15 protein-coding genes and 2 pseudogenes are annotated in these 21280 nt (G+C 68.6%); 7 read left to right on the top strand and 10 right to left on the bottom strand.

Annotated elements, in window-relative coordinates:
* Positions 1 to 446: 446 nt before the first annotated feature.
* The 3 genes and pseudogenes from ACFYXM_RS29415 to ACFYXM_RS29405 all read right to left on the bottom strand — a co-directional run.
* Positions 447 to 1745: a citrate synthase gene (locus ACFYXM_RS29415; RefSeq protein WP_389293862.1), complete on the bottom strand. Its 1299-nt coding sequence runs from the start codon at positions 1743 to 1745 to the stop codon at positions 447 to 449.
* Positions 1746 to 1874: 129 nt separating this feature from the next.
* On the bottom strand, positions 1875 to 4175 hold the full coding sequence (locus ACFYXM_RS29410; protein ID WP_389293861.1) for an ATP-dependent RecD-like DNA helicase: 2301 nt from the start codon (positions 4173 to 4175) through the stop codon (positions 1875 to 1877).
* 247 nt (positions 4176 to 4422) lie between these two features.
* Positions 4423 to 5310: pseudogene (locus tag ACFYXM_RS29405) on the bottom strand (RNA repair domain-containing protein); the annotation flags it as partial.
* Positions 5311 to 5544: 234 nt separating this feature from the next.
* On the opposite strand from ACFYXM_RS29405, the gene ACFYXM_RS29400 reads away from it, so the two are divergent.
* Both ACFYXM_RS29400 and ACFYXM_RS29395 read left to right on the top strand, forming a co-directional pair.
* On the top strand, positions 5545 to 5844 hold the full coding sequence (locus ACFYXM_RS29400) for a hypothetical protein (RefSeq protein ID WP_389293860.1): 300 nt from the start codon (positions 5545 to 5547) through the stop codon (positions 5842 to 5844).
* The gene (locus ACFYXM_RS29395) at positions 5841 to 6311 is read left to right on the top strand and encodes a hypothetical protein (protein ID WP_389293858.1); all 471 of its coding nucleotides are present in this window, start codon (positions 5841 to 5843) and stop codon (positions 6309 to 6311) included. The genes ACFYXM_RS29400 and ACFYXM_RS29395 overlap by 4 nt, the downstream gene beginning before the upstream one ends.
* A gap of 10 nt (positions 6312 to 6321) precedes the next feature.
* Here ACFYXM_RS29395 and ACFYXM_RS29390 read toward each other — a convergent pair whose 3' ends face one another.
* A complete protein-coding gene (locus tag ACFYXM_RS29390) occupies positions 6322 to 6666 on the bottom strand; it encodes a hypothetical protein (protein ID WP_389293857.1) in 345 nt (114 codons plus the stop codon).
* Positions 6663 to 6986: a hypothetical protein gene (locus tag ACFYXM_RS29385; protein WP_389293855.1), complete on the bottom strand. Its 324-nt coding sequence runs from the start codon at positions 6984 to 6986 to the stop codon at positions 6663 to 6665. The genes ACFYXM_RS29390 and ACFYXM_RS29385 overlap by 4 nt, the downstream gene beginning before the upstream one ends.
* A 150-nt stretch (positions 6987 to 7136) precedes the next feature.
* Between ACFYXM_RS29385 and ACFYXM_RS29380 the strand changes: the two genes are divergently transcribed.
* On the top strand, positions 7137 to 7961 hold the full coding sequence (locus tag ACFYXM_RS29380; RefSeq protein WP_389293853.1) for a Scr1 family TA system antitoxin-like transcriptional regulator: 825 nt from the start codon (positions 7137 to 7139) through the stop codon (positions 7959 to 7961).
* Complete coding sequence (locus ACFYXM_RS29375) at positions 7948 to 8172, top strand: DUF397 domain-containing protein (RefSeq protein WP_389293851.1); 225 nt, start codon at positions 7948 to 7950, stop codon at positions 8170 to 8172. The genes ACFYXM_RS29380 and ACFYXM_RS29375 overlap by 14 nt, the downstream gene beginning before the upstream one ends.
* Positions 8173 to 8942: 770 nt before the next feature.
* Here ACFYXM_RS29375 and ACFYXM_RS29370 read toward each other — a convergent pair.
* From ACFYXM_RS29370 to ACFYXM_RS29350, 5 genes and pseudogenes are all read right to left on the bottom strand, one after another.
* Positions 8943 to 9224 (bottom strand): hypothetical protein, encoded by a 282-nt coding sequence (locus tag ACFYXM_RS29370; protein WP_389293849.1) that lies wholly within the window; start codon positions 9222 to 9224, stop codon positions 8943 to 8945.
* A gap of 26 nt (positions 9225 to 9250) precedes the next feature.
* Entirely contained in the window at positions 9251 to 13936 is a 4686-nt protein-coding gene (locus ACFYXM_RS29365; protein ID WP_389293847.1) for a putative T7SS-secreted protein, read from the bottom strand.
* Positions 13937 to 13939: 3 nt separating this feature from the next.
* Positions 13940 to 14584 carry a hypothetical protein gene (locus ACFYXM_RS29360; protein ID WP_389293846.1) on the bottom strand — a complete coding sequence of 215 codons (645 nt, stop codon included), beginning with the start codon at positions 14582 to 14584 and terminating at the stop codon, positions 13940 to 13942.
* Positions 14581 to 15162 carry an SseB family protein gene (locus ACFYXM_RS29355; RefSeq protein ID WP_389293844.1) on the bottom strand — a complete coding sequence of 194 codons (582 nt, stop codon included), beginning with the start codon at positions 15160 to 15162 and terminating at the stop codon, positions 14581 to 14583. Before ACFYXM_RS29355 ends, ACFYXM_RS29360 begins: the two co-directional genes overlap by 4 nt.
* Positions 15163 to 15544: 382 nt before the next feature.
* Positions 15545 to 16000 (bottom strand): annotated as a pseudogene (locus ACFYXM_RS29350) (TIM barrel protein); the annotation flags it as partial.
* Positions 16001 to 16149: 149 nt separating this feature from the next.
* Between ACFYXM_RS29350 and ACFYXM_RS29345 the strand changes: the two are divergent.
* The 3 genes from ACFYXM_RS29345 (at position 16150) to ACFYXM_RS29335 (ending at position 21241) form a co-directional block, all read left to right on the top strand.
* A complete protein-coding gene (locus ACFYXM_RS29345) occupies positions 16150 to 17409 on the top strand; it encodes a LacI family DNA-binding transcriptional regulator (protein WP_389293842.1) in 1260 nt (419 codons plus the stop codon).
* A 357-nt stretch (positions 17410 to 17766) separates the two neighbouring features.
* Positions 17767 to 20844, top strand: coding sequence for a type 2 lanthipeptide synthetase LanM family protein (locus ACFYXM_RS29340; RefSeq protein WP_389293841.1), 3078 nt, complete (start codon positions 17767 to 17769; stop codon positions 20842 to 20844).
* A gap of 205 nt (positions 20845 to 21049) precedes the next feature.
* Complete coding sequence (locus ACFYXM_RS29335) at positions 21050 to 21241, top strand: hypothetical protein (protein ID WP_389293839.1); 192 nt, start codon at positions 21050 to 21052, stop codon at positions 21239 to 21241.
* Positions 21242 to 21280: the final 39 nt, after the last annotated feature.

Below are 21280 nucleotides of genomic sequence, written 5' to 3'. Positions count from 1 at the left end.
CCCTCCCGTGCGTACGTACCCCGGCAGATCGCACCGGAAGTACAAGTGAAGAACGCAGTCCGCAGTGGGCGAGAGTATGCCCAGGAGCCTCTGCTCCCGCAGACACCCGGCCGGATCCCGTGGGGGGAATCCGCTCCGGGATATGGGAAGCGCCTCGTTGTCGGCCCGTGGGGGGATCGACGGCGAGGCGCTTCTCCCTTGCCCGCCACCGTCCCCGCGCACCACCCCGGAACGCGTACCGCCCTCGCAGCGCCTACCGTCCACGGGCTTCCGCCTTCCCCGGAACGCGAATCGCCCCGTGCTCCGCGCTCTGTGCGACAGCGCGGTACACGGGGCGAAGACCCACCGGCCGACGGGCGGCCGGGATGGTGCGAGGCGCCACGAGCCTCAATGGCCCGGGCTCAGTCCGTCCGGGCTCGATCGGCTCGGGCTCGGTCCGCTCGGACTCAGCGGCTCTCGACCGGGACGAAGTCGCGCAGGACCTCGCCGGTGTAGATCTGGCGCGGGCGGCCGATGCGGGAACCCGGCTCCTTGATCATCTCGTGCCACTGGGCGATCCAGCCGGGGAGGCGGCCGAGCGCGAACAGCACGGTGAACATCTCGGTCGGGAAGCCCATGGCCCGGTAGATGAGACCGGTGTAGAAGTCCACGTTGGGGTAGAGGTTGCGCGCGACGAAGTACTCGTCGGAGAGCGCGTGCTCCTCCAGCTTCAGCGCGATGTCGAGCAGCTCGTCGGACTTGCCGAGCGCGGACAGCACGTCGTGGGCGGCGGCCTTGATGATCTTGGCGCGCGGGTCGAAGGACTTGTAGACGCGGTGCCCGAAGCCCATCAGCCGGACGCCGTCCTCCTTGTTCTTCACCTTGGTGATGAAGGAGTCGACATCGCCGCCGTTGGCCTGGATGCCCTCCAGCATCTCCAGCACCGACTGGTTGGCGCCGCCGTGCAGCGGGCCCCACAGCGCCGAGATGCCGGCGGAGATCGAAGCGAACATGTTCGCCTGCGAGGAGCCGACCAGACGCACGGTGGAGGTCGAACAGTTCTGCTCGTGGTCCGCGTGCAGGATGAGCAGCTTGTCGAGCGCGGAGACGACGACCGGGTCCAGCTCGTACTCCTGGGCAGGGACCGAGAAGGTCATGCGCAGGAAGTTCTCGACGTACCCGAGGTCGTTGCGCGGGTAGACGAAGGGGTGGCCGATCGACTTCTTGTACGCGTACGCGGCGATCGTCGGCAGCTTGGCCAGCAGCCGGATCGTCGAGAGGTGGCGCTGCTCCTCGTCGAACGGGTTGTGGCTGTCCTGGTAGAACGTGGACAGCGCGCTGACCACCGAGGACAGCATGGCCATCGGGTGGGCGTCGCGCGGGAATCCGTCGAAGAACCGCTTGACGTCCTCGTGCAGCAGCGTGTGCTGGGTGATCTCGTTCTTGAAGGCCGACAGCTCGTCGGCCTTGGGAAGCTCACCGTTGATGAGGGTGTACGCGACCTCGAGGAACGTCGAGCGCTCGGCGAGCTGCTCGATGGGGTAGCCGCGGTAGCGCAGAATGCCCTGCTCGCCATCGAGGTAGGTGATGGCGGATTTGTAGGCAGCGGTGTTGCCGTATCCGCTGTCCAGCGTCACCAGACCGGTGTTGGCGCGGAGCTTCCCGATGTCGAAGCCCTTGTCCCCGACGGTGCTCTCGATCACCGGGTAGGTGTACTCGCCGTCGCCGTACCGCAGTACTACAGCGTTGTTGGTGTGCTCGCTCACGTCATCCCTCACCGACGTAGTGCCTCTTCTTCGAGGTTCCCTGACTATCTCCACCCTCCCCCATTCGGCCCAGGAGAGTGCACTCGAGGTCGTCCATTGGACCTACTCGCGGCACTGAGTGCCGCGAGGCTACTCATCCTGCCCCGTCCGTTCCGGTTCCGGAAGGGCTGCGTGATGTTTCCCACCGCTTTGATCGATCATTTTTTCCGAGGACCCTCCGCCGGAGGGTCCCGCCAGCCGGAAATCCAGCGCCGTACAGCGTCTTCCCGCGGAAACCGTGCGGACCGCCTGGCCGATCGCCTGCCGTGAGCCGACCAGGACGACGAGCTTCTTGGCCCTGGTCACGGCGGTGTAGAGCAGGTTCCTCTGGAGCATCATCCAGGCGCTCTTCGTGACGGGGATGACGACGGCGGGGTACTCGCTGCCCTGGGAGCGATGGATCGTCATGGCATAGGCGTGGGCCAGCTCGTCCAGCTCGTCGAAGTCGTAGTCGATCTTCTCGTCCTCGTCGGTGAGGACCGTCAGCTTCTGTTCGTCCTGGTCGAGGGCGGTGACGACGCCGACCGTGCCGTTGAAGACGCCGTTCTCGCCCTTGTCGTAGTTGTTGCGGATCTGGGTGACCTTGTCGCCGACCCGGAAGACCCGGCCGCCGAAGCGCTTCTCCGGCAGGTCGGGCCGGCCCGGCGTGATGGCCTGCTGGAGCAGCCCGTTGAGCACGCCCGCGCCGGCCGGTCCCCGGTGCATCGGGGCGAGGACCTGCACATCGCGCCGCGCGTCCAGGCCGAACTTCGCCGGGATACGGCGGGCGGCCACGTCCACCGCGAGCCTGCCCGCGTCCTCGGTCTCGTCCTCCACGAAGAGGAAGAAGTCCTTGAGGCCCTGGGTGAGGGGCGGCACCCCGGAGTTGATCCGGTGCGCGTTGGTGACCACCCCGGACTGCTGGGCCTGGCGGAAGATCGTGGTCAGCCGGACCGCCGGAACGGGGCCGCCGCCGGCGAGGAGGTCGCGCAGCACCTCCCCGGCGCCGACCGACGGGAGCTGGTCGACGTCCCCGACGAGCAGCAGATGGGCACCGGGTGCCACCGCCTTCAGCAACTTGTTGGCGAGCAGCAGATCGAGCATCGACGCCTCGTCGACGACGACGAGATCGGCGTCCAGCGGCCGGTCCCGGTCGTACGCGGCGTCGCCGCCCGGCTTGAGCTCCAGGAGCCGGTGCACGGTCGACGCCTCGGCCCCGGTCAGCTCGGAGAGCCGTTTGGCCGCCCGCCCGGTGGGCGCGGCCAGCACCACCTTGGCCCGCTTGACCCGGGCCAGCTCCACGATGGACCGGACGGTGAACGACTTCCCGCAGCCGGGTCCGCCGGTCAGCACGGCGACCTTGCGGCTGAGCGCGAGCCGTACCGCTGCCTCCTGCTCCGGGGCGAGCGCCGCCCCCGTGCGCGTCGCGAGCCAGGCCAGGGCCTTGTCCCAGTCGACGTCCTGGAAGGCCGGCAACCGCTCCTCGGGCGTCCGCAGCAGCCGCCGCACCTGCGCGGCGAGCGAGACCTCGGCCCGGTGGAACGGCACGAGGTAGACGGCGGTGACCATCTCGCCGCCCTCGGGCGACGGCACCTTCTCCCGTACGACGCCCTCCGGGTCCTCGGCCAGTTCGGCGAGGCAGTCGATGACCAGTCCCGTGTCGACCTGGAGCAGCTTCACCCCGTCCGCGATCAGCCGTTCCTCGGGGAGGAAGCAGTGCCCCTGGTCGGTGGACTGCGACAGCGCGTACTGCAGTCCCGCCTTGACCCGCTCCGGGCTGTCGTGCGGGATGCCGACGGCCTGGGCGATCTTGTCGGCGGTGAGGAAGCCGATGCCCCAGACGTCGGCGGCCAGCCGGTAGGGCTGGTTCTTCACGACGGAGATCGAGGCGTCCTCGTACTTCTTGTAGATGCGCACGGCGATGGAGGTGGAGACGCCGACGCCCTGGAGGAAGACCATCACCTCCTTGATCGCCTTCTGCTCCTCCCAGGCCGCCGCGATCATCTTCGTCCGCTTCGGTCCGAGTCCGGGCACCTCGACCAGGCGCTTCGGCTCGTTCTCGATGATGTCGAGGGTGTCGACGCCGAAATGCGTGGTGATCCGGTCCGCCATGACCGGGCCGATGCCCTTGATCAGGCCGGAGCCGAGATAGCGGCGTATGCCCTGGATGGTGGCGGGCAGCACGGTCGTGTAGTTCTCGACCGTGAACTGCTTGCCGTACTGGGAGTGCGAGCTCCAGCGCCCCTCCATCCGCAGGGACTCACCGACCTGGGCGCCGAGCAGCGAGCCGACCACGGTCAGCAGATCACCCGCGCCGCGACCCGTGTCGACGCGGGCGACGGTGTACCCGTTCTCCTCGTTGGCGTACGTGATGCGCTCCAGCACACCTTCGAGGACGGCCATGTTGGACATGCTTCGACGGTATCGGGCGGCACCGACATCGCGGGACGGGGGCTTCGGCCGGCGCCCGGGGCCGGGATGGAGACCACCCTCCACGGCATCAAGACGCTCGCCGAGAAAGGCGGTCGGAGCGGCTGGGAAGCTGTTGCCCGGTGGCGCTTTGCCCCAGCCGGCCATGGCCTCATCTGTCGGTGATCCCGGAGAGCCAAGCCGTGTCCTCCGGGCCCGGCGCTCCGGGGCCGGGCGCGGGCAGCCGGCGGACCTCGCCCGTTCGCAGGGCGACCGTGGCCCGTGGCCGCATCGGCCCGTCACCCCTGCGTGAGAGCAGGACGAGTTCCCAGACCGTCGCCGCCATGGTGTCGAGCCGGGTGACACAGTCGGCGGTGACTCGCCGCGGATCCCGGGTCCGGCCCAGGGACAGATGTGGGGTGAAGTTCTTGGCGGGCCCACTGCAGCGCGGAAACCGCTGCTGCAGCAGGCGGTGCAGGTGGGCCCACGGCGCCTGGCCGGCTGCCGTCGGGTCGAGCCACACGGTGAAGTACGCCCTGTGCCGAAAGGTGCGCACCCCGTCCAGCCGGGCGGTGAAGACCGGCGTCTCTGCCGTCGCCGCGGCGAGCAGCGGGGCAGCCCGCTCGAAGTCGGACTCCGGCACGAAGCCGAAGAGCACATTGACGTGCGGCGGCCACCGGTGGATCTGCGGATCGTAATCCCGGCGGATATCCTGGATCGGCGGCCACAGCTCCGCAGGCGGGATCCAGGCCACCGCCGTGCGGGCTGTCGGGGGCACGTCGAGAACGGCCGACGTCGCGGACACGTCGAGGACGGCTGTCGGTGACACGTCGAGGATGCCGGCGGGCTCGCCGCTGTCGGAGTTCACGCCGAAGCTCAGGTCGGCTTGCGGGTCCCGCACCCGGCCGGCGTCCGACGCGTCGATGCGGTCCACGCCCGTGGCCCGGTCCCAGACCACCTCGCCGTCCGCCTCGATGAACACCACCCGGTGCCACGGGATGTCGCCCCCGGGCACGAACGAAGGCAGCGGAATGCGTGTGCAGGCATCCCCGCGCTGACTGATCCCCAGCACGAACCGGGCCGGGTCGAACCGCGGGTCCCACAGGACCCGGTGATAGATCTCGTCGCTGGTGCGCATCACGCCTCCTCGCCCACTCACGCCGCGACCGGCCGGACCGCCGCATCAGTGCCGACCGAACCGCCCGCCGCATCAGTGCCGGCCGGACCGCCGCTTCAGTGCGCCTTCACATACTCCACCTTCACCACGTCCGGCACGGCGTCAGAGATGCCGCCCGTTCCCCGCCGCCCCGCCTCTCGACCTCGTTGCGCTTCCCACACTCCACCCGGTAACACCGAGTGTTACCGTGGTGTCATGGCAACGGAGCGCTTCTCGATCAGCATGCCGGCAGAGGTCCGCGACCGGATCAAAAAGCACGCCGCAGACGCCGGACTCGACGTTTCGACGTTTCTCACGATCGCCGCCCAGGCACAAATGGACCAACAAGACCGGGTCAAGCGGATCTTCGAGCCCTTCGAGAGAGCCCGCGCGGAGGCCGAGGAACAGGCGGGCACCGGCATCTGGGCAGGTGACGAGGTCGAGCTGACCAGGGAGGAACAGGCAGAGGTGAACACGATCCTCGGACGCCCCTCACGCGACGAGGCCGCCGCGTGAACGTCGTCGTCTACGACACCGGAATGCTGATCGCCCTGATCGGCCAGGACCGCCGGGCACACGTTCTGCACAAGGGCTTCATCGCGGCCGGAGGTCACAAGCCGATCGTCCCCGGCCCCGCCCTCTTCCAGGCATGGCGCACGAGCTCAAAGACGGCCTATGCCTGGAATCGCCTTCTTGCCGACGTCTTCGTATTCCCTGCCGACAGATCCGCGCACCGCGAAGGGCTCTCGCCGCGATGCCTCCCCTGTGCGGGAGGGATGAAGATCGAGGACTGGAAGACGATCGGAGACATGATTGGCTCAGCCGCTCTCCCGCCCAAGAAGAGACCCGATCCCGTGGATGCCCTCGCCGTCCTCATCACGGCCTCCCACGGAGGCGGCAGCGTGCTCACCTCGGACCGCGCCGACATCGAGGCATACGCTGCCACGCTGCCCGGAGCAGGCGTCTCAGCAGTGGCCGTCTGACCCACGACCGCTATCGCCGTTCCGGTACGTGCGCCTCCGGCCCCTGCCCGGTCACCTGCGCCAGCCGGGCGCCCCGGCTCTCCGCGACCCGTTTGACGTCACGCAGGGACTCGGCCAACCGCGAGGCGAGGTAGTGCAGTTCGCCGCCGGTCACTCGCCGCTCCGCCAGCAGGTCGTCGGCGTGGCCGAGAAGATCGTCCGCCATGCCGAGCTGAATACTCTCGACGCGGTCGGCCATCCGCGACACATAGCCAGTGCCGTCACCGACGACGTAACACGGCCTGCCGTCCGGCCTGGCCCAGGGCAGCAGCCGCACGGTGCCGGAGCCGTCCGCCTTCCCCGTCCTCCCGGTCACGCGACGACCCCCGCCGCCCGGCGCACGTAACGCACCCCGCTGCCCGCACCACGTACGGCGACCCACAGCGTGCGTCGCCGACGCCGCGCCTCGGCCAACTGCCGCTCGTGCGCGATGACATACGGGCGGACCAACGGACTGTCCTCCCCGCGCACCGCACGCTCACCGGTACGGCGCACGGTGGGGCCGACCACGTAGGCGCAGGCATACGGCTGGACGACAGCAGGCACCGGACGCACCGGACGCACCAGCCGTGCCGGGCGGACCAGCCATACCGGGCGGACCAGCAACTCGGTGAACCGGCGGACGAGATCCTTCATGTCGACGTGCTCTCCCTCTGGCTTGCCTCGAAGACTTGCCTCATACGGATGCGTTCTGTGGCGAACTCATCACAGATTGCGGTCGCCCGTGGCTACGCTCCAGAGGTTCGGGCTTGACAGCCCGCTGGTCAGACGAGGGAGTTGGGCCGCATGGCAACGGACCGCAAGCCGCTCACGCCGAGGGAGAAGTACGGGGAGGAGCTGAGGCTGCGAAGGGTGACGGCAGGGCTGACCCAGGAAGCACTGGGCGAACAGGTGGTGTGCTCACCCACGCTGATCAGCCACTACGAGGCGGGGAGGCGGCTACCGAAGCCGGATGACGCGCAGCGGATCGACATCGCATTGGAGACGGATGGCTTCTTCGCCCGCTGGCTCAATGACCTGGACTCGAAGTTCGCCCAGTACTTCACGGCGGTGGCCGAGCTGGAGCGTGAGGCAACGGAGATTCGCCAGTACGGCGCTTCCCTGATTCCCGGTCTCCTCCAGACGGAGCCCTACGCCCGTGCCGTATTCCAGGCGTATCACCCCAACTACCGCCCGGAGAAGCTTGACGAATTCATCGTCAACCGCTTGGAACGGAGCCGGCTGCTCAGCGGGTCATCGACACCGGTTGCCTGGACGCTGCTCGACGAAGCGGCGCTCAGACGCCGCGTGGGCGGACCGCACGTCATGGCGGAGCAGTTGCGCAAAATCGCGGACATGGCGGAAGCTGGCCGGCTGCGCCTGCACGTGATGACCTTCGCCTCAGGAGCACACGCACTCCAGGAAAGCATGCTCTATCTGCTGAACTTCGCGAATGCCGCGCCGATCGCGTATGTCGAGGGCCTTCGCACGGGGCATCTCATGGACGATCCGGCGTTGGTAGCGGCGTGCCACACCTCCTACACTCTCGCCCTGGGCGACGCGGCCCCGCACAAAAGGTCAGTGGCCCTCATCAGAGCCATCGCTGAGGAGCATGAACATGCACTGCACTGAGCCCGTCATCGCCGACTCCGGAACGCTGACCGGGTGGCGCAAGTCCAGCCACAGCGGAGGCTCCAACGGCGAGTGCCTTGAGGTGGCCGTTGGCTACGCCACCGTCCCCGTCCGCGACAGCAAGACCCCGAACGGCCCGGCACTCGTCTTCTCCGCCGACGGCTGGTCGTCGTTCGTCGCGGCGGTCAAGGGCCACCGCATCAACATCTGAGACCGACTGTGCCTCGCAACTGGTCAGCAATAGCTGACGAGTTGCGAGGCATTGTCACGCGCGCAACAGAAATCTCTCACGCAGGTCCGGGTCGCGGAGCAGTTCGAAAGTCTCTTCCTCACCGCCAAAGAGCAAGGCCGCGACGACAAACCGCCACCACCAGCTTGAAAAAGGATCAGTTCGCGCCGAGAGAAATCCTCCGCGCCAGGACAGCTTCAATAAATTCCCGAGACGGCAGGTATTTGTGATCCTCGACATAGTGGTAAGCGAGATCCGGCGCGATTAGCAATTCTCCGTCTGCGGAGTAGACGCGCACTTCCGAGGCCCCCAGTGCAGTCCCGGCTCCATCCGCTTCGGCGTGATAGGGGTATGAGGGTTTACCGTTCTCGTGAGGCAACAGGCATGCCACCCTCGCGTCCTTGCGGAGGAATTGTCACGGGCAAGGAGAATGAAGGGGGGTCAAGAAAGCCTTCGAGCGTATCAGCCCTCGGGGAATCTTTGCCGCCTCCGAGCCATCCGATATTCAGCGCATTTGCGCCAGGCGGGATAGTTTCAGCCGCATAAGCGTAAGGGGATGGATCGCTATACGTGGTCGCATCGTCGCCTCATCCTCCAAGAATCACAGTTCGGCATGCCGCCCAGTGGGTATTCTCCATGTTGGGTTGGGTCTCAATAATTCAGAGAGGTTCACTGGGCATGTCACAGTAACATTCCTGGGTACCCTGAGAATCTTTAGCCCATCAGGCTTGAATGGGGTGCGGTTTGGGGCGTCACTTACCCCCAGGATCATTGATCCACTCGGCGAGGAGGTCTGTGAACTCCTCGTCCGAGATGACGCTTCCGCCGAAGTCGAACCCTTGCCAGGCGAGCGCCCGCTGAAGAACATCTATTGGAATTCCAAATGCGCTGTGGAAGGCTCCCACGAAAGAAACCGGACCGAACGCAGGGCCGAGGACCTCCCTCGCTAGCCTTCCAAGGTCCGTCGCACCCAATCCTTGATTATGTGCCGCCCGGAGATTGCCAGTGGCGCGCTGCATGAAATCGTTTCCCATGGATATGCCTTTCTTTTTTGGAATGATTAACGAGAAGGTGGTCTGAATATTACACCGACGTTGCTATAGTCTCCATGCGGTCCTCTCAGCTCCACTATTTCGACGTCGGTGAATCCATGACGCGCAGCCATCTTACCGGTAAAGGTGTTTCGTGCAGCATTCTCAAGGGCCCGCATGTCGCCGGGTGGTGCATTTCGGGCGGCGGAATTGAAAGAATCCAAATTGTCTCGTAGTGTCCCGCCATTCTGCCAGTAACCCTTGACGCCCTGCACGTCATTTCCGAAGCTTCTTATGGCGTTGTCGAACATCTCTGAACCACGTGGAGTGTCCGGGCCCTTCTCGATGACCAAGCTCATGATTCCCTTGGAGTCCAGATCGGCCACGATCCCCTTCCCGCTGGGATAGATGTCCATGTATGGGCAGGGCGCAAGTCCGAGAGGATCGGACCACGCATGTGGATTCTTGACGTACGTAATCGGATGAGGGCTGGGTGACAGGCCGAGAGGGTCGGATGAGAGATAGCGTGCGGTTTCCGGGTCGTAATATCGAAAAAGATTATAATGCAGACTCGTCTCTGCGTCGAAATACTGCCCTGGGAATCGCAGCGGTGTGTAAGTTGAACTTGCACTATTCCAGGTGGTCGTTCCCCATAGCGTGGCACGCGTCCACCACGCCAATTGCCCTGAGTCGTCGATAAGTTCCTTTGGGGTTCCGATGAAATCTGTGACGATGGAGAAGAAGCGTTCGTCTATGATTTGCTGAGGATCGTCGGGAGAAATTATCCGCTCAGTTTGTGTGAGTGGGTGAAGGTCGTTGTGTTCCCAGGTCAATGTGACTGCGTATGGCATGTTCTGGCTACGCGTCACTTGCTCGCAAAGGGTGCTGTCATCCCAGGCGAAGGTGACTTCCTCCCAAAGAAAGTTTCCGTCCGCGCCGACGCGCTGCTTGCAGATACGGCGTCCCAGAGGGTCGTACCTGTAGTGCCATTTTGTGCCATCTGGCGTGGTAACAGAGGTAAGGCGGTCTTCTGCATCCCATTCGTATCGCCAGGTGTCAGGTTTGCGGGAGAGGCGGGTCTTCTGGCGGAGGGTGATGCGGCCGAGCCCGTCGTGTTCGTAGCGGATGGTGCCGGCGCGGGTGATGGCTGTGCCGGAGTAAGTGCGGGTGCCGACGGCTTCTTGGCCCGGGTGTGATGTGGGCCAGGAGGCTTCGGTCTGGTTTCCGGCTGCGTCGTAGGCGTAGCGCTCCGTCCAATTCGCGGCGTGAACGGCGGTGACACGGCTGGCGGTGTCGAGGTCGAAGGTTTTGGGGCCGGAGAGTTGGTCAGTGAGGCCGGTGAGGTGGCCGTCGGCGCGGTAGGTGTAGTCGCGGCGTTGGAGGCTGCGGTTGTCCGGGCCGGTGATGCGCTGAGCGGTGAGGCGGCCTATGAGGTCGTACTGGTTGGCCAAGGTGAGGGTGTCGCCGATGTGACGGGCGGTTTCCTGGCCTGCTGCGTCGTGTTCGAAGGTGAGGTTGCGGCCGGAGGCGGTGAGGGAGGTGCGTCGGCCTGCGGCGTCGTAGGTCCAGGTGCTGTAGGCACCGCTGGGTGTTCTGCGGCTGGTACGTCGGCCGAGGGCGTCGTACTCGTACGACATGGTGCGGCCATCGACGGTTTCCGATTTGAGGCGGCCGTGCCGGTCGCGAAGGTAGGTGAGGGTCGTGTCCGGGCCGGTCGCCTCGGCGAGTTGGTCGAAGATGTCGTATTCGAAGGTGGTGACCGCGCCTGCGGCGTCTTTGGAGATGATGCGGTCGAGGTCGTCCCGCTGGTAGCGGATGGTCTGGCCGAGCGCGTCGGTGCGTGCGCTGAGACGGCCCGCCGCATCGCTTTGGTAGGTGATCGTGCGGTTGTCGAAGTCAGTCTCGGATATGAGATGGCCAGCCGCGTCGTAGGCGTATTGCCAGGTCAGACCTTGAGGGTTGAGGACCTGGGTGAGTCGGAGTTCGTGGTCGTGGGCGAACTCGTAGCGCACGCCGTCCGGCCCGGTGCGGGCGGTCATGAGATCGAAGTGGGTGTACTCAAAGTGGGAGACGGAACCCATGGCATCGGTGTGCGTGAGGCAGTTGCCCTCGCCGTCGTACGCCCATGACTGCGTGGTGCCGTCTGCGTCGGTACGGTGGGACAGTTTACCTTCGACCGTCCATTCGAGGCGGGTGGTCGCGCCGAGAGGGTCGGTGAGGATGGCGGGATGGCCGAGAGCGTCCCGGACGACACGGGTGGTGGCGCCCAGTGGGTCGGTGATCTCGAAGGGAAGACCGACCGCGTCACTGCTGATACGGGTGGAGTTGCCGAGTGCATCCGTCACGGATGTGAGGTGTCCGGCCTCGTCGTACGAATAGGTCGTTGTCGCACCCGAGGCATCGGTGATCGACGTACGGTTGCCCCGCTCGTCGTAGGTCTGCCGGGTGACCAGGCCGTCTGTTCCCCGCATTCGTACCGGTAGGCCGAGGGCGTTGTATTCGGCGGTCAGTTCCCGCCCGTCCGGGCGGATCACCGAGGTGAGGTGGCCGTGCTCGTTGTAGGTGGAGCGGGTGACGTGTCCGAGCGGGTCGGTGACGGACAGCAGCCGGTGGTAGCGGTCGTACTCGAAGCGGGTGACGGCGCCCAAGGCATCGATCTCGGCGATGACCTGGGAGCGGTCGTTGATCACGTATCGCGTGGTGTGGCCGAGGCCGTCGGTCATGGACGTCATGCGCAGGCCGGTGGCGGGGTCGGTGTCGTCCCAGGTGAAGTGGGCTTCGAGGTGGCCGTTGGTGCCGGCCTGGTGCACGCAGCGGTCGTGTTCGTCGTAGACGTACTCGTACCGGCTGCTGTTGGTGTCCGTCCATGAGGTGATGCGGCCCTGCTCGTCGTAGCCGAACCGTAGGGGCTTGCCGGAGGAGTTGGTGACTTCGGTGAGGTGGCCGTGGGTGTAGCCGTAGCGGAGGATTTCCTGGTCGGTGCCGTCGGGGGCTGCGCCTGCCAGGTGCAGGGCGGTGATCCTGCCGTCGTTCGTGGTGAGCTTCAGGTGGTAGCCGCCGTGGTGCACGATCGAGGCCGGGGCGCCTGTCTCGTCGTATTCGAAGGTGATCCAGCGTCCGTTGCGGTCGTCGATCTGGGCCAGGAGTGCCAGTTCCCCGTCGGGTTGGTCGACGAAGTGCCGGACCCGGCCGGTTTCCGGGTCGGTGATGGTGTAGCCGTCATCCACCCGGTCCAGGGGCCAGCGGCGTCCGTGCGTGGGCATGACGGGAACGCCGGGCGCGGGATGCGGGTAGGAGAGCAGGCTGCCTTCGTCGCAGCTGAAGACCACGCCTTCCGCGTCGATCTCCAAACGCTGGTCGACCGTGCTCGACCACCCGGTACCGAACCAGCGGCCGGCCCGGTACGAGGAGTCGAAGACTCGCTCGAACACGAGCGGCAGCGAGCCGGGCAGCGCGATGTCCGTCTGCGGGAGCAGCATGCGTCCGGTGGCGATGTCGACGGGGTCTCCGGCGCACTTGACCTCGCTGCACTTCTTGGCGCTGGAGTCGGGGTTCTTCTCGTGTCCGTGCCGGTTCTTGCCCGTGGGGTGTTTGAGGGCGTCCTTCGTGGCCGCCCGCAGGCCGCCCTTGACCAGGCCGCCGCCCTTGGTGCCGATCATTTCGGGAACGAGTCGGCCGATGAATTCGGAGGGGTCGCCCTTGGCCTCGTCCCAGGCGCCCTTCAGTGCCCGGTCGGGACGGGCGCCGGTGGAGACGAGCCCAGCGAGCGTCATGTGGACGCCCTTGAAGTACTCGGCCGGGTGGGTCAGGTTGTACGGGTCCGTCGGGGTGACCGACCGGACGAAGTTGACGAGCCCCGCGCCACCCTTGACGACTCCGCCACCGAAGTGGGCGAGCTCGATGCCCTGCCCGACCACGTGGTCGTAGACCTCGTTCTTGAGCCGGTTCAGGCCGGTGGGTTCCTTCGGTGCGTGTGCCATGGCGGTGGTTATCGCGCTCTTGGCCGCTTCGGCGGCCTCGTCGCGCGCCTGCCGGGCGTGTTCCAGGATCTCCTGCGCGTGCTGTCGCTTGGCCTGCCCTGGATCGGAGAACTCGCCCGGGTGCGGGAGCGGATGGTCGGTGTTGCGGGCGGTGTTGTACGCCTCGGCCTTTTCCTGGAACGCGGCGGCGGCCGTCTCGTAGTCCTGCTTGCCTTCCCTGTACAGGGCGATCGCCTCGCGGGCCTTGCCCTGCGCGCTGGTCACGCTCTGCGCGTACGTCTCCAACGCCCCGGCGGCGTCCTCGAACGCATCCGCCGCGCGCAGCCAGTCCGTCGGCAGGGTCTCGAACTTCCGCCGGAAGGCGTCGGCCGCCACGCCCTTCCAGTGGCCGGAATCGAGCCGTTTCATCCCGCTGCCGACCAGATCGAACGCGCGCTGGAAGTCGCGGAGGTTCTTCACCGTCGCGGTGATCTTCTCCGGCCTGCCGTGGATCAGCTCATCCGCTTCCTCGCTCTGCCCGAGCTGACGCTCCCCGACCTCCGCTCCCAGCGAGGACGCGGTCGAGTCCCCCCAGTCCTCGACCCCGTCCGCCCAGTCGTGCGCACCGACCTTGTCCAGTCCCGCGCCCACCACGTCGGTGCCGACGTCGATCGCCTTCCCGGCGAGTTCCTTGCCCTGGTCGACCACACGGCCGGCCCCGTCGATCAGCCCGTCGCCGAGCTTCCCCCAGTCCACGCCTCAGTCCCCCTGCCCCGACCCTCGCGGTGTCTGCGCGGTCGTCTCCGGCGACGTACCCGAGTGGCCCCTGAGCCGCTCGGCCGCCCGGTCCAGCACCTCCGAATCCATCACCCCGGAGTCCTCGGCGGGGTCCGGCGGTCCGATTCCCAGGTCACGGCCCGTGTCCCGCCAGGTCTGCTCCATGTCTCCATACGCCTTCAGGGCCGACTCGCGGCTGAAGTCCGGGTCGTCATACGCGGACTGTCTGCTGATCGTGTCCCAGCTCATGTTCTTGACCTCGTCCTCGGACAGGTGCGGATTCCCGTTCAGGGAGTTCACGCCGATCTTGAACGAGTCCTTGACGTACTGTTCCTGCTCCGCGAAAGCGCCGGCCGACAGCCCGACTCCCAGGGCGAAGTCGTTGCCCTTCCGCGTCAGGGCCCGCACGCCCCACTCCCAGCGGTCACAGAACGTCCGGAACTCCGACGCCAGCCCGCCATGTCCCAACTCCAGTCCAGACAAACCGAGATCCGAGAAGCCACGCCCCGTCGACGCCTCACCGACCATCCCGAGATCCTTCAACTCGGAATGCGCCAGATCGATCCCTTTGGCGATCGCGGCCAGCGCGTCGGGCGGCACATGCAGATCGGCTCCGTCCTCGCTCACACCGCACCTCCGAGATCCACCGCCACCGCATCCGGCACGATTCCCGCCACCGGCGGGAACAACATCCCGCCCTCACTGCCCGCGTCCAGCGCCACCCCCGCCGGTCCCGGCAGCATCGGCACCATCACGTCCAGCAACCGCGCCCCCAGGACGGTCCGATAGGTCCACTCCCGTTCGCCGTCGCCACGGGCGACGGCGAATCTGGCGAGTGCCTCCTCGTCCGAGAACGCGCAGATCCAGCGCACCCCGTTCTGTTCCGCGGACCACAGATCCCCGTCCGCGTCCAGTGGGACCAACACCGCCGTGCGTCGAAATTCGCCGAGCAACACAGCAAACTCGCGCCGAGCGACCGCCGCCGGATCGCCTTCGGACGTTGCTGCGGAAGGCGAGACGGACGCCTCGCGCGAAGTCGAAGTACCGTCATGCGGAGGACGTTCAGCCCACTCGGCGAGCTTCGAGCGGCGTACAGTCGGCTCTGACACATGATCCCCGTTTTCGAACACGCGTCGAATGCTGCCATGCCGCACTTCCCGGAAGCAACGAACAAAAGCAGCCAGCCGGACGGGCTTCGACGTCATTCCTCGCACCGCTCCGAGGAGAGCGAGCGAGGCCCCAGGAGGCCGTGGTGGGGGCGGGCAGCCGGATTCGCGTCGACTCGCGCCGGGTACCGGCGTGCTCGACGACCCGAGGGACTGTCAGTGGCCACCGCCGCCGTCGGGCCGGGGAGGTTCGGGGGCGCCGGGGAGGTTCCGGGGCGCCGGGGAGGTTCGGGGGAGGCTCCACGGACTCTGGGGAAGGGAGCCGCACAAACGAAACGGGGCCCGGTCGAAGTGACCGGACCCCCCTCGCTTTCCCCCTCCGTCAGGGCTTCCCGATCCCCCCAGATCCCCTCCCCGGAAGCGCCCGACGCCAGATACGACTCGGCGGTCCCCGAAACGGTTGCACGCCTTGACGATCTCTTTACCTTTGAGGCAAACGGAGCGTCAGAAGTGCTTCCCGGCAGGCGTGTTCGGCGTAGCGGTCGGCGACCTCCGCGAGAACTTCGGCGCCGTCGCGGGCCCAGAGGGCCTCGTTGAAGATCCCCACCTCGATCGGGCCATCGAAACCGGTGGCGTCGACGAGCGAGCGGAACGCGTGGAAGTCCACGGCTCCGTCGCCGATCCGGCCGCGACCGAGCAGGACACCGGCCGGGAGCGGGGTGATCCAGCCGGCCAACCGGAAGGAGTGGATGCGGCCGGTCGCGCCCGCGCGGTCGATCTGCGCGGGCGCCTGGTCGTCCCGCCAGATGTGGTACGTGTCGACGACCATGCCGACCTGGTCGGCGGGGAAGCGTTCCGCGATGTCCAGGGCCGGGGAGAGCGTGGAGACGACGCAGCGGTCCGAGACGAACATCGGGTGCAGGGGCTCGATCGCGACATCGGCGGCGACACAGCCGTGCAGCAAGCGCTTTCTACCTGGCATGACGCTAGCCTGCCGACAGCAGCCCGGACAAGAGGGGGCACGCTGACGGCTTCTTCCATCCCTCGCCTCTTGCCTCTCACCGTGTCGCACCTCGGAGGAAAGTGTTGACAGTCACCCTGGCGGACGTGGCGGCCCGCGCCCGGGTGTCCGCGGCCACCGTCTCCCGCGTGCTGAACGGCAACTACCCGGTGGCCGAGGCCACCCGGGAGCGGGTGCTGCGCGCGGTGGACGAACTGGACTACGTGCTCAACGGGCCCGCGAGTTCGCTGGCGGCGGCCACGTCGGACCTGGTCGGGATCCTGGTCGACGACATCGCCGACCCGTTCTTCGGGATCACGGCCGGCGCGGCACAGACAGAGATCGGCGAGCCGGGGGCGGGAGGCGACGCCGGGTGGGCGGGGGCCGGGAGCGGCTCCGGGCGGACGGGCCCCTCCGGGCGGGCGACCTCCTCCGGACGGACGGGCGCCTCCGGACGGACGGGCGCCTCCGGGCGGGCCGGGGGCGAGAAGCTCTCCGTCGTCTGCAACACCGGCGGCTCCCCCGAGCGCGAACTGACCTACCTCACGCTGCTCCAGCGTCAGCGCGCCGCGGCCGTGATCCTGACCGGGGGCGCCGTGGAGGACCCGGTCCATCAGGCGGCGATCTCCGCCAAGCTCACGAAGCTCGCGGACGCGGGGACCCGGGTGGTGCTGTGCGGGCGGCCCCCGCTGGCGGGCGGCGAGGCGGTCGTGGCCGCGCTGGCCTTCGACAACCGGGGCGGCGCGCGCCGCCTCACCGAGCACCTGCTCGCGCTCGGCCACACGCGGATCGGCTACGTCGCGGGCCCGGCGGAGCGCACGACGACCCGTCACCGGCTGGAGGGCCACCGGGACGCGATGCGGGCGGCCGGACTCGGTGGCGGACCAGGCGGCGGACTGGGCGGTGGTGAACGTGACGGTGACGGACTCGGCGGTACGCGGGGGGCGTGCGACGAGGAACGGCTGACCGTCCACGGCCTCTACGACCGCCGGTCCGGGTACGCCGCCACCCTCGAACTCCTGCGCCGCGAACCGGAGGTGACCGCGATCGTCGCCGCCAACGACACGGTGGCGCTGGGCGCCTGCGCGGCGATCCGGGAGCGCGGGCTGCGCATCCCCGAGGACGTGTCGGTGGCGGGCTTCGACGATCTGCCGTTCTCGGTGGACGCGGTCCCGGCGCTCACGACCGTGCGGCTGCCGCTGTACGAGGCGGGCGCGCGGGCGGGGCGGCTGGCCATGGGCAAGGAGACGCCCCCGCCGGGCGGCATCGCGACGATCGGGGCGGAACTGATGGTCCGGGGGTCGACCGCCCCGCCACGCGTCGACGCGGCGACGCCGGAACGGTGAGCCGCGAACGGTGAATCGCGAACGGTGAATCGCGAACGGTGACCGGGAACGGTGAGGCGCGAACGGGGCGGGCCGGAAGCGAGGTGGGCCGGAGGGCCGCATCGCGGGCTGTGCTCGTTCCCCTGCCCCGTGCTCGTGCTCCGTACCCGCGCCCCGCACCCGTCATCCGTGCCCGTGCAGTGCCTCGTCTCCCAGGCCCGTACCCGTGCGCTGCGTTCGTGCCTCGCACCCGTCATCCGTACCCCGCGTACGGCCGGGGCAGAAAGATGGGGGCGCTGCCCCCATGCCCGCCGGGCCTCGCGTCGGGAGTATGGACGCGGCGGACCGGTGACACCGGCGCCGGACCGAGGAGGTGCGATGACGGGTGACGAAGCGAGGGGCGGCGCACGGCTGTGCGTCTCCCCCATGACACGTCCGTCAGGTGCGGACCGGACCGGGGCTTCCGGGTCCGCCCCGCTGGACGGACCGTGGTGGCGGCCCGCGCTCACCGCCGGTGAACCGCATTCCGACCACACGCCGGACTGGGCGGTGTTCGTCCGGGAAGCGGTCCTCGCCGCTCCCGAGAAGGCGGTCGTCGACGACGGGGACGGCTTCCCGGGACTGCGCGGCTTCGCGTGCGCCCTCGCCCCGCTCACGGCCCGCGCGGCGGAACGCATGCTGGAGGGGCTGCCGCAGCGGCCGTACGCGTACGCCGAACTCGCCTCCGTGCGACGCGACTTCGAGCAGCATCTGGCCAGGCGGCTGGCCCGGCTCGCCGCCCGCACCCTGGTCCTGGAACTGCATCTGGCACGCAAGGACGGACGGCTGGCCGGAGAGAGCCCCGAGGACCGGTTCGCGGACTTCGTGCGGCTGACCGGCTCCCGGGACGGACTGGCCGCGCTGTTCGCCACGTACCCCGTACTCGCCCGCATCCTGGCGCGGGCCACGCTCGACGCCGCGGCGGCACTCACCGAGATGCTGGTCCGGTTCGCCGCCGACCGGCCGGTGCTGCCGGGCACGGCGGTCGATGACGGAGCGGCCGGCGGCGGAACGGACGGCAGCGGAACAGCCGATGACCGGGCGGCGGGTCCCGGGGCGGCCGACGACCGCCGGGGAGGGCGGCGCGGACTGCTGGTGGGGGTCGAGCCCGGTGCCGGGGACGGCCACCGGGGCGGGCGGACCGTGATGCTGCTCCGGTTCGAGGACGGCTCCCGGCTGGTCTACAAGCCCCGGCCGCTCGCCGCCCACCGGCACTTCAACGAACTCGTCCGCTGGTTCAACGCACTGCCCGGCACCCCCGGGCTCCGGGCGCTCGCCGTGCTGGACCGGGGGGACTACGGATGGGTGGAGTTCGTCGCGGAACGGCCCTGCCGCTCGGCCCGCCAGGTGGAGTCCTTCTACCGGCGCCAGGGCGCGCTGCTGGCACTGCTGCACATGCTGGACGGGACCGATCTGCACTACGAGAACCTGATCGCCGACGGGGAGCACCCGGTGCTCGTCGACATCGAGACACTGTTCCACCCGCCGCTGCCCGCCGCGGAGTCGGACGATCCGGCGGCCCGCGCCCTGCACGACTCGGTGCACCGGGTGGGGCTGCTGCCGCAACTGCTCGTCGGGGACGAGACGGCCCTCGACATGTCCGGCATCGGCGGCGGGCAGGCCGCCTCCTCCCCGGTCCGCACCGCCGACTGGGCCGATGCGGGGACGGACCGGATGCGGCTGGTACGGCGGCCGGGCCGCTTCGGCGAGTCGGCCAACCGGCCCCGGCTGACCGGGACTCCGGCCGATCCGTCCGCGTTCACCCGGTCGCTCTGCGCGGGATTCCGTGCCGGATACACCGCGATCAGCCGCTCCCGCTGCGAACTCCTGCACCCGGGCGGGCTGCTGGAACAGTTCGCGCAGGACGAGGTGCGGGTGGTGGTCCGGCCGACCTGGGTCTACTCGACGCTCCTCGACGAGTCCACGCACCCGGACCTGATGAAGGAGGCGGGCGAACGGCACGAGGTGCTGTCCCTGTTGGGCACCGACGTGCTCGGCCCCGCCGTGCTGCCCGGTCTGCTGGACGAGGAACTCACCCAGTTGTGGTCGGGGGACGTGCCCCTGTTCACCACCCGGCCGGAAGGCACCGGCCTGTGGAGCGCGACGGGACGGGCGCTGCCCGGAGTCCTCACCCGGACGGGTCTGGCCCGGGTCCGGGCGAAGCTGGCCGCCATGGACACGGTGGACCGTCAGGACCAGGAACGGATCATCCGGGCCGCGATGGTGACCACCTCGCGCGAGCCCGCCCACGGCTCCGGAGCCGGGCCGCGCAGGGTCCGTACGGCGGCGACCGCCCCGGAGCCGGAACACCTGCTCGCGGCGGCCCGGTCGATCGGCGACGGGCTGGTGTCCCAGGCGTACTCCGGGCCCACCCGGCTGAACTGGATCGGTCTGGAACTGCTCGGCGAACGCTACTGGCGGCTGGGGCCGATGGCCGCCGACCTGGCGGGCGGCTACACCGGTGCCGCGTACTTCCTCGCCCAGCTCGCCGCGCTCACCGGCGCGGACCGTTACGCCACGGCCGCCCGGGAGGCGCTGACGCCTCTCGCCGGGCTGCTGGACGCGCTGCACAACCGTCCGGACGACCTCGGCCCGGTGGGCTCGGGCGCGTTCGCCGGGCTCGGCGGCATCGCCTACGCGCTGGGACACGTCGCGGAGACGCTGGACGATCCGCGCCTACGCGAACTCGTCGTCCCCGCACTGCGGTTGACCCGTGCCGCGGCCGTCGCGGAGAGCGAGTACGGGGTGCGCGGCGGCACGGCCGGCGGACTGGTCAGCCTGATCGCCGGTTACCGGTCCACCGGCCGGGCCGATGTCTGGCGCGGCGCCGAACACTGCGCCGGACTGCTGCGCGAGGCACCGCTGCCGGACAGCGCGGGGTTCGCCGACGGGGCCGCCGGAATCGGCTGGGCGCTGCTGCGGTTCGCGGAGGCGGGCGGCGGTGAACCGTACCGCGCCTCGGGGCTCGCGGCGCTGCGGTCCGCGGCCGGCACCGTGGACTCCGGCGCCTCCTGGTGCCGGGGCCGGACGGGCGTCGCACTGGCGGTACTGGACAGCCCCGCCGCGCGGGCCGACCCACGGCTGGCGGCCTGGGCGGGCGAGGCGCTGGCGGACATCGCACACGCGGACCCGCCGCTCGACGACAGCCTGTGCCACGGCGAGCTGGGGGTGCTCGAACTCCTGCGGCTGGGCACGACGGCGGGCGCCCGTGCCCGCTGGGTGGAACGGGCGGGGGCCCTGCTGGCGGCGGCCGACCGGGCCGGGCCACGCTGTGGAACCCCCGGTCAGGCGCCGCACCCGGGGCTGCTGACCGGGCTCGCGGGGATCGGGCACGGACTGCTGCGGGCCGGCTTCCCCGACCGGGTGCCGTCACTGCTGCTGCTCGCCGAACCCGCCGCACCGACCTCCCCGGGGTGACTGCGTGTCACACCTGTGGCAGCGCGCTCGCGGCGATGCACCTGACACGGCGTACCTGTCGTGGGACTCGCCGTGTGCCGCCGGTCACGATCCATCGCTCCACGCACTCGCACTCGCACTCGCACTGGATCGGAACTGTTCCTGAACCGTCCGGGCACCACTTCGGAAACCACCTCGGAACCACTCACGAGAAGAGGCAGGAATCATGCAGACGAACGACGTGTCGGCCCTCCACACCATCGAACTCCTCAACGACGGCGCCGCCGAGCACCCCGCGGGCGGGATCGCGCTCGGCGGGCACGGTGGTCTCGGGCTGCGCAGCAGACTGCTCAGAGTCTCGGAGAGCGAGTCCGTCTACACCAACGACCTGCCGTTCACCACGATGACCATTATCTGATCAGACCCAAGTGCTCGGCGGATCAACATGTTTCACATA

The sequence above is a fragment of the Streptomyces sp. NPDC002476 genome (assembly GCF_042889785.1).
Taxonomy (GTDB): domain Bacteria; phylum Actinomycetota; class Actinomycetes; order Streptomycetales; family Streptomycetaceae; genus Streptomyces.
The sequence above is the reverse complement of the archived record's forward strand: the minus strand, read 5'-3'. Positions and strand labels throughout refer to the sequence as shown.

What these genes read in the sequence shown, in the direction of transcription:
- ACFYXM_RS29375 (WP_389293851.1), top strand. Translation starts at nt 7,948, where the DNA reads ATGCACTGCACTGAGCCCGTCATCGCCGACTCCGGAACGCTGACCGGG.
- ACFYXM_RS29340 (WP_389293841.1), top strand. Translation starts at nt 17,767, where the DNA reads ATGACGGGTGACGAAGCGAGGGGCGGCGCACGGCTGTGCGTCTCCCCC.
- ACFYXM_RS29335 (WP_389293839.1), top strand. Translation starts at nt 21,050, where the DNA reads ATGCAGACGAACGACGTGTCGGCCCTCCACACCATCGAACTCCTCAAC.
- ACFYXM_RS29355 (WP_389293844.1), bottom strand. Translation starts at nt 15,162, where the DNA reads ATGACGTCGAAGCCCGTCCGGCTGGCTGCTTTTGTTCGTTGCTTCCGG.
- ACFYXM_RS29370 (WP_389293849.1), bottom strand. Translation starts at nt 9,224, where the DNA reads ATGGGAAACGATTTCATGCAGCGCGCCACTGGCAATCTCCGGGCGGCA.
- ACFYXM_RS29410 (WP_389293861.1), bottom strand. Translation starts at nt 4,175, where the DNA reads ATGTCCAACATGGCCGTCCTCGAAGGTGTGCTGGAGCGCATCACGTAC.
- ACFYXM_RS29400 (WP_389293860.1), top strand. Translation starts at nt 5,545, where the DNA reads ATGGCAACGGAGCGCTTCTCGATCAGCATGCCGGCAGAGGTCCGCGAC.
- ACFYXM_RS29380 (WP_389293853.1), top strand. Translation starts at nt 7,137, where the DNA reads ATGGCAACGGACCGCAAGCCGCTCACGCCGAGGGAGAAGTACGGGGAG.
- ACFYXM_RS29385 (WP_389293855.1), bottom strand. Translation starts at nt 6,986, where the DNA reads ATGAAGGATCTCGTCCGCCGGTTCACCGAGTTGCTGGTCCGCCCGGTA.